9 protein-coding genes are annotated in these 12,818 nt (G+C 70.7%); 5 read left to right on the forward strand and 4 right to left on the reverse strand.

Annotation, left to right across the window (positions count from 1 at the left end; all coding sequences use genetic code 11):
- Position 1: 1 nt before the first annotated feature.
- The 4 genes from BHU15_RS12555 (at position 2) to BHU15_RS12570 (ending at position 7,626) form a co-directional block, all read left to right on the forward strand.
- On the forward strand, positions 2-733 hold the full coding sequence (locus tag BHU15_RS12555; RefSeq protein WP_069627261.1) for a hypothetical protein: 732 nt from the start codon (positions 2-4) through the stop codon (positions 731-733).
- Positions 730-1,245 carry a hypothetical protein gene (locus BHU15_RS12560; RefSeq protein WP_069627262.1) on the forward strand — a complete coding sequence of 172 codons (516 nt, stop codon included), beginning with the start codon at positions 730-732 and terminating at the stop codon, positions 1,243-1,245. The genes BHU15_RS12555 and BHU15_RS12560 overlap by 4 nt, the downstream gene beginning before the upstream one ends.
- Before the next feature lie 692 nt (positions 1,246-1,937).
- Positions 1,938-6,662 (forward strand): MobF family relaxase, encoded by a 4,725-nt coding sequence (gene mobF / locus BHU15_RS12565; RefSeq protein ID WP_069627263.1) that lies wholly within the window; start codon positions 1,938-1,940, stop codon positions 6,660-6,662.
- 415 nt (positions 6,663-7,077) lie between these two features.
- Positions 7,078-7,626, forward strand: coding sequence for a hypothetical protein (locus BHU15_RS12570; protein ID WP_141726813.1), 549 nt, complete (start codon positions 7,078-7,080; stop codon positions 7,624-7,626).
- A 61-nt stretch (positions 7,627-7,687) separates the two neighbouring features.
- Here BHU15_RS12570 and BHU15_RS12575 read toward each other — a convergent pair whose 3' ends face one another.
- The 4 genes from BHU15_RS12575 to BHU15_RS39735 form a co-directional block, all read right to left on the reverse strand.
- The gene (locus tag BHU15_RS12575; protein WP_030902850.1) at positions 7,688-8,308 is read right to left on the reverse strand and encodes a hypothetical protein; all 621 of its coding nucleotides are present in this window, start codon (positions 8,306-8,308) and stop codon (positions 7,688-7,690) included.
- The gene (locus BHU15_RS12580; RefSeq protein ID WP_030902847.1) at positions 8,305-10,269 is read right to left on the reverse strand and encodes a type IV secretory system conjugative DNA transfer family protein; all 1,965 of its coding nucleotides are present in this window, start codon (positions 10,267-10,269) and stop codon (positions 8,305-8,307) included. The genes BHU15_RS12575 and BHU15_RS12580 overlap by 4 nt, the downstream gene beginning before the upstream one ends.
- 124 nt (positions 10,270-10,393) lie before the next feature.
- On the reverse strand, positions 10,394-11,875 hold the full coding sequence (locus BHU15_RS41255) for a DUF2637 domain-containing protein (protein WP_255293094.1): 1,482 nt from the start codon (positions 11,873-11,875) through the stop codon (positions 10,394-10,396).
- Between the two features lie 65 nt (positions 11,876-11,940).
- Positions 11,941-12,162 (reverse strand): hypothetical protein, encoded by a 222-nt coding sequence (locus tag BHU15_RS39735; protein WP_141726814.1) that lies wholly within the window; start codon positions 12,160-12,162, stop codon positions 11,941-11,943.
- A gap of 252 nt (positions 12,163-12,414) precedes the next feature.
- On the opposite strand from BHU15_RS39735, the gene BHU15_RS12590 reads away from it, so the two are divergent.
- Positions 12,415-12,615, forward strand: a complete 201-nt coding sequence (locus BHU15_RS12590) for a hypothetical protein (protein WP_030902841.1) — start codon at positions 12,415-12,417, stop codon at positions 12,613-12,615.
- The last annotated feature ends 203 nt before the right edge of the window (positions 12,616-12,818 follow it).

A 12,818-nucleotide genomic window follows, 5' to 3' on the forward strand; every position in this document is an offset into this window, starting at 1 on the left:
CATGCCGACTCAAGAGGGAACCCGGATCACCGCCGCGCTGGAATCGACTTGGGCCGCGTTCCAGAAGCACCACCCCGACCTTCCAGACGTCGTGATGATCACCGGCACGGGTACGCAGGGGCGGAACAAGAAGCGGCCGTCCTGGGGGCACCACACGGCGGACCGGTGGCTGGACGCGGCGGCCGGCGGCCGCCGGGCGGAGCTGTTCATCTCCGGCGAGGCCATCGCCGTGGGCGGGCAGATGGTGGTGGAGACCGCGCTGCACGAGGCCGCGCACGCGCTCGCGGCCGCCCGGGGCATCCGGGACACCTCGTGTGCGGGCCGCTGGCACAACCGGAAGTTCGCGGCCCTGGCCGAGGAGTTGGGGCTGGAGCCGCCGAAGCGGGCGGAGAAGGTCATCGGCTTCTCGGAGGCCCCGATCACCGCCGCCACGGTCAGCCGGTACGCGTCCGTCATCAGGAAGTTGGACGCCGCCGCCCTGGCCCGGATCGAGGCGCCCGACGAGGGCGGGGACCAGGAGCAGGACGAGGACGGGAAGAAGGAGGGCCCGCGCGGCGGGAAGGGCCGGGCGGGTAAGCGCCTGGCCGTGGCGTGCGAGTGTGACCCGCCCCGCCGGATGCAGGTCACCCCGAAGCTGTTGGAGGGCGGGGCGATCCTGTGCGGGGAGTGCCGCGAGCCGTTCGAGGCCGAGGAGTCCGCCGAGGACACCGAGCCGGACGAGGCCGCCGCATGAGCGAGCCGACCCCCGCGGTTCCCTGGGACCGACTGGCCGCCGACCCGGCGACCGCCGCCCGGTACGAGGCGAAGGTGTACCGCGGCCCCGGCCCGACGCCGTGCCACTGGTGGCTCGGGGCCATCAGCGACTCCGGGCACGGGAAGCTCCGGGCGGGCAGCCGCCCGGCGGGCACCTCCCGCGTGGTGTCGGCCCACGTCCTGGGGTTCGTCATCTGCCACGGCGCGGCCGCACTGCGGAACGGCGCCGTGGTCCGGCACACCTGCGACGAGAGCAGCTGTCAGAACCCGGACCACTGGCTGGCGGGGGAGCGGCTGCAGAACATCGTGGACTACGCGGCCCGCCGGGGGCTGACCGGTCACGCGCTCGCGGACGTGCGGGGCGCGGCGGGTCGGGCGGTTGCGGTGAGGGACGCGATCCTGGTCGCCGAGCCGGGCACGGAGGCCGCCGCCATCGCGGCCGCGCTCGCGGCCGGCCACCCCTCGGGGGAGCACCAGGACACCCTCTGGTGAAGGCCGCTTCGTAGCGTGGACATGCTGTAGCGGGGCGGGGCGCACTGGTTCCGCTTCGTCTCGCCGGGCGGTCGACGCCGCCGCCGGATCGGAGCGTGTTCACGCTACGGCGGACGAGGTGGGGCGGCCCGCCGTAGCGGTCGCGGTACGGGCCGCCGCCGTGGGGCGGTTCACAGCGTGGACATGCTACGACGTGCGGGCGGGCCGGGGCCGGTTTCGCGGCCCGCGCGAGGGGCCGTCGGGCGTGCGGTTCGCAGCATGTCCACGCTAGACCGTCCGTGGTTCGCGGCCGCCGGCCACCCGGGCGACGCCGCCGCCGAAAAACACGCTTGGTAACAGTCGAGGCCCGCCCCCAGTCCGGGGGTCGGGCCTCATGTCGTCTGTGGCGCAGCCTACCGGGCGCCCACCGGTCGCGGTCAACTCTTGCGAGAGGGGCAACCCTCTCGCGCTCTCCCGATCCTGGCTGATCTCTCTCTGCGTCTTCCCCTCGTCTCCCCTTGCTCTCCCTCTTGCTTGCCCTTGTCGATCTCCTCTCCCATCTGCCTACTTGCCCTCTCCACCCCCTTCTCTTCCCGGATCTTGAAACCTGAGCTACCTACCAACTTCAACACACCCTTGCATTACCATCCGATGGCCCGTACCGTGATCACATGACCGCTACTGTGAGCCCGGGATCAGACCCGGGATACCTCATGAACGCGGTCGGTCGCGGCGGTGAGCACTACTACCTGAAGTCCATCGAGCAGGCCGGAGAGCCGGCCGGGATCTGGCTCGGGAGCGCCGCAAATGATCTTGGTCTGACTGGTGAAGTCGACCATGAGCTGATGAGCGACATGTACTCGAAGTTCACGCACCCGGGCCTCCACGCGGAGGTTCGGGCGTCACTCTCTGCGATCACGGCCGAGCCCGGATCGGACGAGTACAACGCCCAGGTGGCAGCCATCTACGACGAGGCGCGGGTGGGCCGGAAGCCGTACGACTACACCAAGTCGACGGAGGAGAAGGTGGCCGCCGCGGTGGAGAAGCTGGGGCCGGATTCGACGCCCGAGCAGCGCCGCGCGGCGGAGCTGAAGGTGCGCCAGAACGCCCCCTCCAGCCGCTCGTACTACGACGTCACGTTCTCCGCGCCGAAGTCGTACAGCCTGCTGCACGCCGGGTTCCAGATCGAGGCCGCGCGGCTCCGCGAGGCCGGGGACCTGGAGGGCGCGGCGGCCGCCGCCGAGAAGGCCGATCAGGTCTGGGAGTGCCTGATGGAGGGCGTCCAGGCCGGGCTGGAATTCCTGGAGGAAGAGGCCGGGTACGCCCGCGACGGACGCCACGGTGCGAAGGACCCGGACGGGGCCCCGATGGGCCGCCAGGTCGACGCGCACGCGTGGACGATCGCTTCGTTCCGGCAGCACACCAGCCGTGATTCCGACCCGCAGCTGCACATCCACAACGCGATCTGGAACCGCGTGGAATCCTCGTCCGTCGACCCCGTGACCGGCGAAGTCACGTCGAAGTGGCTCACCATCGACGGACAGGAGATCTACCGGCACACCAAGGCCGCCGGGCACATCTTCGAGAAGGTGTCGGACGAGGCCCTGTACCGCAAGATGGGCTTTCGCGTGGCCACCCGCCCGGACGGCATGGCCCGCGAGATCGTCGGCATCTCCGAGGAGAAGCGCGACAAGTACAGCTCCCGCCGGCGGACCATCACCAAGGGCACCGCCGAGCTGGCCAAGGCGTACGAGGAGCGGACCGGCCGCGCGCCGGGCGCCCACGAGCTGGCCCGCATGGCGCAGTGGGTCAACCTGACCGAGCGGAAGAACAAGGTGGAAGCCGTCCCGCGCGAGCAGCTGCTGGAGCGCTGGGAGGCCGACATGGTGGCCGACACCCGCGAGTCGCTGGCCGACATTCCAGCGCAGGTGGAACGCGCGACCGCCGAACTGGAACGCGACGGACGTACGCTGGAATCGGGCCTGGAATTCGACCCGACGAAGGTCGTGCAGCAGGCCATCGAGAACGCCCAGGACCAGAAGTCGACGTGGCGTCGAGGCGACCTGATCGTGGAGATCACCAAGGAACTTCCGGACTGTCTCGGAGGGCTGGAACGCCACCAGGTGACCGCCCTCGTCAACGAGCTGGCCGACGCCGCGCTGCAGCCCGGAGCCGACACGGCCGTGGTCCGGCTGACCGCCCGCAACCTCGTCCCGCTCCCCCCGGAGCTGTGCCGCGAGGACGGGCTGTCGGTCTACGCCCGCCACGGCGCCCGCCGGTACGCCACGGAGGCCCACCTGGAGCGGGAGGGCCGCATCATCGCCAAGGCCACCGAGCTGGGAGCCCCCGCCGTGGGCCGCGAGGCGATCGAGGAGGCCGTGGCCGGCGCCGGGCTGAACGAGGGACAGGAGAAGGCGTTCCGCTCCATCCTGGCCAGCGGCCGCCGCATGGAGGTCGTGGCCGCCCCCGCTGGAACTGGAAAGAGCCGCCTGGCGGGCGCGATCCACGACGTCTGGACGCAGGAAGTCGGCCCCGTGATCGGCCTCACCGTCAGCCAGCGCGCCGCCCGCGTGCTGTCCGACGAGGGCGTGGAGAACGCCGCGAACATCGCGAAGTTCCTGGACACCAACCGCCGGTTGGAATCGGGCACCGCGGTGTCGGACGAGGACCGGAACGCCTGCCAGCTCCGGCCGGGCCAGCTGATCCTGGTGGACGAGGCGTCCATGGCCGAGACGGGCCAGCTGGACGAGATCCGCCGGTACGCCGACCTGGCCGGGGCGAAGGTGCTGTACGTGGGCGATAACGCCCAGCTCAGCAGCGTGGGCAGCGGCGGGGTGTTCTCCCAGCTGACCGAGGATCTGCCGAACGTCCACCGCCTGGACGAGGTGATGCGCTTCAACTCCGAGTGGGAGAAGGAGGCGTCCCTGAAGCTCCGCAAGGGCGAGGTGGACGTGCTCGCGGAGTACGAGACCCGCGGCCGTCTGCGCGCTGGAACGCGCGAGGAGATGGTGGAAGCCTCGTACCAGTCGTGGCTGGTCGACCACACGGGCGGGAAGGACGCGGTACTCATCGCGCCGACCACGGCCCAGGCCGACGAGCTGGCCGCCCGCGCCCGCGCCGACCTCGTTCGGCTCGGGGAGGTCGAGGCGGACGGCATCGAGCTGGACGGGCGCGGCCTCACGGTCGGCAAGGGCGACATGATCCAGCTCCGGGACAACAACCGCCGTCTGACCAGCACGTCCGGCGACCGCTTCGCCACCAACCGCGATGTGGTCAAGGTGCTGGGCATCGCGGAGGACGGCTCCGTGACCGCCGCCTACGACGACGGGGACACCGTGACCCTGCCGTCCTCGTACGTGCAGAAGCACGTGGACCTGGCGTACGCGGGCACGATCCATTCCACCCAGGGCCGGACCGTTGGAACGGCCCACTCCTACTGGGACGGCTCCGGTTCGCGGGAGGCGTTCTACGTCGCGATGACGCGCGGCCGCGAGGCGAACACGGCGTACATGTCCACGGACATGCCGGGCGTGCCCGAGGAGCAGCGGCCCGAGCCGATGACCCTCTTCAAGCAGACGCTGGAGAATTCCAGCGTCGAGAAGTCCGCGACGCAGGTGCAGCGCGAGGAGCTGGAATGGTCCAGCTCCCTGGCGAAGCACTCGTACGAGCTGGAAGACCTGTCGACCAAGGACGCGGAGAAGAAGTTCGGACGGGTCCTGTTCGAGAAGCTGGGCGACAAGTTCTCGAAGGTCCGCGACAGCGAGGCGTACGGCTCCCTCATCCGTCTGGGCCGCAGCGCCGAGGCCGCCGGCCACGACGCCATGAAGATGATGGAGACCATCACCGGGAACGGCCGCGGCCTGGACGACGCCAAGGACTTGGCGAAGGTGCTGCACTGGCGGGCGGAGCGGGAGCTGGAGGCCGCCGACCGGCGTCAGGTCCAGGCAGACGAGGCCCGCGTGCGCGAGGCCGTCGAGACCCAGGAACGCACGGTCAACGACCTGATGGCCGAGCTGTCCGTGGCGCCCGTCGCCCACGTGGACCGGTCGATCAGCGAAGAGGCGCAGGCCGAGGCGATGCGCCAGGCCGAGGCCATGTCGCAGGCTCCGGTCCTGGCCTGGAACGGCAGCCAGGAGGACGCCCTGGCCGCGCAGCAGGCGGTCATCGGGGCACAGGTCATCGACCCCATGGAGACCCAGCGGGCAGCCGAGACGGCCGCGTTCGAGCGGGCGCGACAGCAGGAGGCGATGGACCAGGCCATGGCCATGTCCCTGGGCGCCGAGGTGCTGCACGGTGCGCAGGAGTCGCAGGAGCGGGCCCGCATCGTGGAGGAGCACCAGGCCGCCGCCGAGGAGCGCGCCGACTGGCGGAACCGGGCCGCCGAGATCGAGGGCCCGGAAGGCGAGTACGCCCGGGGCGTCGCGGAGCTGGCCGAGCAGAAGCGCCTGGAACTGGGACAGCAGCTGTTGGAACAGGCCGAGGCCGGCGAGCTGCCGCAGTGGGCGCAGAAGCTGGGACCGGTCCCCGAGGACCCGACCTGGCGGGAGCGCTGGATCGAGCGGGCCGGGTCGGTCGCCGCGTACCGCGAGGCGCACCAGCACGAGAACGAGCGCGACGCGATCGGCCAGCGGCCGGGCCGCGGTGCGGTCGACGTCCGCCAGGACTGGGACCGCGCGTACCGCGCGCTGGGCGAGCCCGAGGACCGGATGGAGCTGGTCGGAGCGTCGGACGCCACGTTGCGGCGCATGGTCGAGCGGTACGACCGCGAAACCGAGTGGGCGCCGCCGCACGTCGCCGGGCAGCTCCGCGAGGTCAGCGAGTCCCTGTCGGACGCCGAGCGCGAGTCGGTCCAGACGTACATCAAGGCGATGGAGGCCGAGACCCCCGAGCAGGCGCAGGAGCTGCAGGAGGCCGTCGAGGGGTACGAGGCCCTGACCGCTTCGCTTGCCGAGGACCGCGAGAAGCTGGAAAAGGTGCACGAGGCACGGCAGGCGTGGCACGAGCACACCGAGCCGACGCGCGAGCAGGCGCAGGAGGCACAGCGCCAGCTGGAACTCCGGGCACCCGAGCCGGAGCCCGTGGAACTGCCGGAGGACGTGCAGCCGGCCACCGTGGAACCGGAGCTGGAACAGGAACGCCAGGCCGAGCGCGCCCGCCTGCAGCAGGAGCAGGAAGCCGAGCAGATGCGGCAGGCATACGAGGCCGAGGCCCTGCGCCAGTCGCGCGAGCGGGCCCACGAGACCGCGCCCAAGCTCACGGGCGAGGAGCTGCAGGAAGCCGTCCGGACTGCCGGGCGGGCAACGGAGATCCTGGCCGACCGCGAACAGACGCAGCAGATGGAGGAAGCCGAGCGGACCCGCCGCGACGAACCCCAGGTCGTCCAGGCGCCCGAGCCGCCCGCGGCCGAACTCCGGCGGGGCCGCGAGGTCGAGATGTAGTCGGGGCACATCCCCGGCGAGGGGCGGACTGCCACCAGGCGGTCCGCCCCTTCTCCGTTGTCGAGTGCGGGTTACTGCGCGGGGCTCTGCCCCACACCCCGGCCACCCTGCGGAGGGGGTGGGGGGCACGGCTCGGTGGGTGCGGGTTGTGGGTGGTGGAGATGGTGGTGGGTCGCGGTGCGGCCCCCTCGTCGGACGGCACCCAGAGGGCACCACACCGCCCGCCGGCCATCCAGGACGCCTACGGCGCCGCTTCGCGGTCGGGCAAGCCCGATCCTGGACAGCCGACGAACGGCGCGGTAGGGCTTCGCCTGCCGCCCAACGAGGGAACCACCCCGCTCAGCCCGGACGTACGGCGCGGCCGTGAGGGCGGAACCTCTGGCACCGTGTCAGTCCCCGCGGCTACCTTCGTTCCATGGCCAGCAGCAGCGAGCACGGCGGGCACGGCCCCCGGCGCCTCCACCAGTCGATCGGTGACGTACTGCGGACGCCCGAGCGCCCGCAGCCGGCGCCCGGGACGACACCCCAGTGGCCTGGCCACGAGTACGGCCCCACGCCCGTTCCAGCGAAGGCGCCCGGCACGCCGGGACTCCCGGCAGGGGTGCGCCGCACGCGGCAGGAACTGGAATCGGTCCGGGACGACGCCGCCCGTCAGTTCCACGCCGGCGACGACGCCCGGGTGCACGTCGAGGTCGAGGTGCGGCAGGCGAAGGCGGCCGCCCACGGAGTGTGGGCCACCGCGGCGTGGCTGTTGGGCGAGCTGCAGGCCGCCCCGATCAGCCAGGAGTGGTACGAGTACCCGTACACCAACCGCCAGGTGGGGCTGGAACGCACCCACGCCCGGGACCGGATCGAGGGCAACGACTGGCCCGACGTCGACCGGGACTATGCCGCCGGGGTCCAGTACACGGTGGGGTGGAGCTTCTGGCCGGACGAGGAACGCCCCGTGCCGCCCGCAGGATGACGTACGGCACGCGAAGAGGCCCGGACCATCGGTCCGGGCCTCTGTCGTTGGGCGGGGCGGATCAGCTGGGCACTTCGCCCGTCCGCAGCATGTGCAGGTACTGCCCAAGCTGCCTGTGGTCGTCGCTGATCTTCTTGTTCTCGAACGGGTCGTGCTTGTGGCCGTTGCCCCCGTCGCGGGAGAAGTCGTTCTTGCACTCCTCCAGGATGAACTTGCCCTGGCGCACGGCGTCGGGGAGCCAGCGGCCCAGCCACTCAGCGACCCGCAGCGGGGACGCTTCCTTGTCGAGGAAGGCCCAGTGGTGGCTCCACATCAGGCTGGTGAGGCTTTCCACCATGTCGGGGTGCTGCCACCAGCACGAGGAGTTCCGCTCCGTGTACCCCAGCATCTCCTTGTAGGAGCGGGGCCAGCGGACCCGGAACGTGCCTTCCACCCACTGCATGAGCACGTCCCAGGCGTTCGCCTGCTGCTGCGGGTTGAAGGTGCTCCAGTTCCAGACCGCCGGGGCATCGCTCTTGGGCTTGTCCGCCAGCTTCTTGACGACCAGGGACAGTTCCTGGATGCGGTCCCCGAGGTTCTGCCCCTCCAGCGTTTCGAGGCGGCCGTTCACCTCGTCCAGCTGCCGACCCAGTTCGCGGGTCCGCTCCCAGACAGCTTTCGTCTCCTTGGGCTGGTCGATCATCCGGTCTGCCCCCAAACGTTCTGCTCAGCGGCCGGCGCCTGCCCGGGGATCGTCCCCGGGTACGCGGCGGGCTGCTGCTGCGGGACCACCGGAGCCGTGGCGGGCATCTGCGGCGGGAGGACGGGCCCGGCGACCTGCACCCCCTTCTTCTTCAGCTTGGCCTCCAGCTTGGCCTGTGCCTTTGTCTGCTTCATCAGTTCCTTGACGTCCTTCCGCTGCCACACCGGGGTGAACGCGTACCGGATCGGCGGCAGGTGTCGGTAGAACACCAGGCCCGTGCCTTCCTTCATCTGCCGGATGGCGTCCTGCGGCATGATCCGGACCCGTCGCACCGAGACGTTCCGGGACTTCTTGTCCTCGTCCGTGGCGGACGAGGAGGCCACTTCCTCGTCCTTCTCCCCGCAGAGGAGGGACAGTTCTTCCAGATCCTGCGGGATGGACAGGCCACCGAGGGCGATCCGGACGGAGTTGTTCATGATGGTCTGCGCTCCGTTGTGGCCCCACCGCTCCCTCAGCTGGGACGGGGACTGGACGCTGACCAGGAGCTGAATGTTCCGGCCGCCCGCGTCCGCCGACCACTTGTGCAGGGGAAGCGGGCAGATCACGGCCGCCTCGTCCAGGACGAACCGCACGTACGGGTCCACGCGGCCGCCGGGGCTGTTGTCCGCCTCCAGGTACGCCGCCTCGTAGATCTCGCCCACCAGGGCGGTGAACAGCGGGGCGACGCTGCCGTACTGCTGGTCACGGCCCATCAGGTACAGGGTGCCGCGCGAGCGGAGGAAGTCCGCCACGTCGAACTTCTGCTGGCCGGGCCGAGGGGACACGATGTCCATGACCTGGGGGAGCGACATGAACTCGAACGAGCGGATCAGCGTCAGGTACACGCTGTCCCTCGTCTTCTCCGGCGCGTTCCGCATCTGCGACAGGCCGCGCGCCCAGCCGGCGGGGACCAGCTCCGGGTAGTTCTCCAGGATCTCCAGGGGCTCACGCTCGGTCGAGTCGGTCACCCAGGCCCGGACGCGCGTCAGGTCGTAGCCCTTCAGGCCCGCCGCCATCAGGTAGCAGGACAGCACCATGAAGGAGTGGCCCTCCCAGAAGGAGGCGTTCTCCATGGCCTCCCCGCTGGCTGAGGCCGCGAGCAGGTACCCGGCGCGACGCAGGGCCACCACCGGGTCCTGGCAGCCCTCCACCAGGTTCCAGCGCAGGGTGTTCTCCACCCCGCTCACGCCCGCGTTGAAGACCCACACGGGCCGGTTGTGCTCGCGCCGCAGCTGGTGGGTGTGGTCGTAGAGGTCACCGCGGGTCGAGGTCACCACGCAGGCGCCCGCCGCGTCGATGATGGCGTTGCCGTACTGCGCGGACTTGCCGGTACGCGGCGGGGCGTACATCAGCACGATGTCCTCGCAGGCGACGAACAGCCCCTTCTTGTAGAGCAGATCCGTGCCGAGGTGCAGCCCGACCTCGTGAGGGCTGATGGAACGCCGCTTCGCCCCTTCCAGGGAAGGGCGGAGGGTGTCCGCGCGGGCCCGGAGCCCTTCCTGGGACAGCCACTTCTTGAGTTCCTTCGGGTTGGCGAACCCGACCCGGGCCGCGTCCTTCCCGTTCGTGGTGGGACCGGACTTGCCCAGGTCCCACTTCTGCTTCAGGTGGAGGTACCCGAGGCCGCCGCCGGCCACGACCGTGAGGCCGAACCCGGGCCAGCCGCCGAGGGGCCAGTTCGAGCCCACGGTGTTGATGAGTTCGAGGGCCCCGCCCACGGACGGCTCCGGGAGACCGCCGTTCTCGGCACCGGCCGCGAGCGCCACGGCGGGCAGTCCGGCCGCCGCGTACGCGGTGCCCTGGCGGGACTTGCCGAGCGCGGAGGGCTTGTGAGCGTCGATGATGCGGTGCAGCCAGTGCGGCATCATCCCGCCCGGCAGGTCGGTGGTGGGGGGTGTGGGATTCTCTTCCTTGCGTGACACGAGCACTCTCCTCTGTCGCGAAGTCCCCGGGTTGGGCGGTACCAGCGCCTCCCGGGGGCGCCTAGTGTCCGGTGACCTCACGATCACCGTACGAGCCAGGACTGACATTCAGCCCCGGGTTTTCTCAGCTGTGCTTGTCGATGATGGGCTTCAGGTACTTCCGGGCCGTGCCTTCCGTGAACCCCGTCCCAGGGGAAAGAGACCTGGCCAGGGAGCTGGCGGACTGGTTCGGGTAGCGCTGTTCCGCAGGAAGCCGCACGTAGCGGTACTCCAGCAGTTCCACGCCCGTCAGGTCCGGCTCAGGCTCCGGACCCTCGTCCGCGCCGTCCTCGTCCTCGTCCAGGCCCTCGTCCACGGCCTCGTCGACAACCTCCGGCACCGGCTCCGGCTCAGGCGCTGGAACAGGCTCGGCGTAGTCGCCAATTGGCGACTGGACCACCTCGTCCGGCTCCGAGGCGAACGGCTCCGGCTCCGGGGGCTTCTGCAGCCAGTCGGCCCCGTCGATCCGGGCCTGCACCATCGCGGGCCGTCCGTCGTTGCGAGCCGCCCACGGGCCGTTCGCGGCCGCCAGCTGCCCCTGCGGCTCGTACCCGCCGCTGTACGCGGCCGCCGGTTCGGGCCCGAACGCCTCGTACGGCGCGGGGGCCGCTTGCTGCGGGACCGGTGCGGCGTACGGCTCCGGGTGGCCGGCGGCCGTCTCCTGCCGCTCCACCTCGTCCGCCTCGTCCTGGCCGTCGTGCTGGTCGGTGTCGACCTCCCCGCGTTCCAGCTCCCGTCCGGGGGTGGGGGCGGGCAGTTGCTCGCGCACGTCGCCGTCGACCGCCTTGTGGTCGAGGCGTTCCAGCTCCGCAGGCAGCGGGATGCCCGCGGCCGCCAGGCCCGCCGCCGCCGTCTCGAAGATGGGCACGCCGTACTTCGCCAGCCGGAGCGGCATCAGAGCCTCCACCGGGGCCTTACGACGCCAGCCACGGCCGAACCGGGCCTGCAGACGGGACTGGTAGATGAGCCGGGCCTGTTCCAGGCTCACGGCCTTCTCGTAGCTCCGGACCTCCCAGAGCTTCATCCGGCGCCACAGCCGGAAGGTGGGCACGGGCGAGAGCAGCCACCGGGTGATGCGGACGCCTTCCATGTGCTTGTCGGCGGTGATGTCCGCGATCCGGCCGACCGCGTGCCGCGCGGCTTCCACGGAGACGACGAACAGGACCGGGATCACCGCGTGCATCCCCACGCCGAGCGGGTCCGGCCAGGCGGCCGCCGCGTTGAAGGCGATCGTGGCGCCCGTCAGGAGCCACGCCGTCTGGCGCAGGAGCGGGAACGGGATGCGGAGCCACGTCAGCAGGAGGTCGAGGCCGAGGAGCACGACAATGCCCGCGTCGATGCCGATCGGGAACCAGTACGCGAAGGTGCCGAACCCCTTCTCCACCGCGAGCTTGCGCACGGCGTTGTACGAGCCGGCGAACCCGATGGAGGCGATGACGACCGCCCCGAGGGCGACGATCCCGATCAGCCAGTAGTGGACCCGGGTCAGTTCCGGAATGCCCTTCTTCTCTTCAGGCTCGGTGGCCGATCCCGGGGGATCAGCGGCCGTACCCTGGTGGTGACGCATGTAGGTCTCCAAATCTCAGCGTCCTGGGCCCTGGTGGTGTGTCCTCACCACCGGGGTTCCTTCTCTCAGCTCTCGTCCGTGGGCTTGGCGTAGCCCTTCCGGCTCAGCCACTCGTCGTACGCGGCCGCCACCTGTTCCTTCAAGCTCATTCCGGTGTCGAGCTTGCAGAGCGTGCCCCGGCGGTGCAGCTGAAGGTCTTCCGGCACTTCCACGTTGAGGGGTCGCATCCGAACGACTTCCTCCTTCTTGGGTCGGCCCCTGCGCTTGGGCTTGGGGTCTTCGGTCATGTGGTCGCCACCTCTCCGTGTACTGCGGGTGGAGGGATGATCCCACTGTGCGGCTATGGATCTATGAAAGCAGGTCCCTAGGTTCCTAGCAACTATTTTTCCTAGGTTCCTTGCAACCTAGGAAAAAAGGCCCTACGGTGGAACCAGAACGAACGAGAGGGCCGGGGTTCCCGCCCCGACCCTCTCCGCCCGGAACGGCGTAGACGCGCCTTCCGAGCTGGGACACCCCTATTCGCAGAGAGAGGGATCTCCGTGCAGAAGTCTGCCAGCCGGACCACCGGCATCTCCATCCCGGCCCCCGCGAGCCGCCCCCGCCTCGTGCTGGTCGGCAAGAAGGGCCCGGCGTTCAGCGCCCCGTGCGCCGACTGCAACGGGTTCGACACCGTCGTGATCCGCCGCAACGGCGAGTCCACCACCGTCCGCTGCACCTGCCAGCTGGCGGTGGCCGGATGACCGACGCCGAACGCGAGGAACTGTCGCGCAAGCTCGCCGAGGCCAACCGCCGCAGCAGCGGAGGTTCGGGCCGATGAGCGACACCCGCCCGCCCCTGCCGATCCGGCCGGAGCCGCACCAGCGCGACGGACGGCAGCCGCAGCAGCAGCCCGCGCGGCCGCACCCCGCCCGATAGGGCCCCCGGTGGGCCGGTCGCCAATTGG

The organism is Streptomyces niveus, assembly GCF_001723055.1.
Taxonomy (GTDB): Bacteria; Actinomycetota; Actinomycetes; order Streptomycetales; family Streptomycetaceae; genus Streptomyces; species Streptomyces niveus.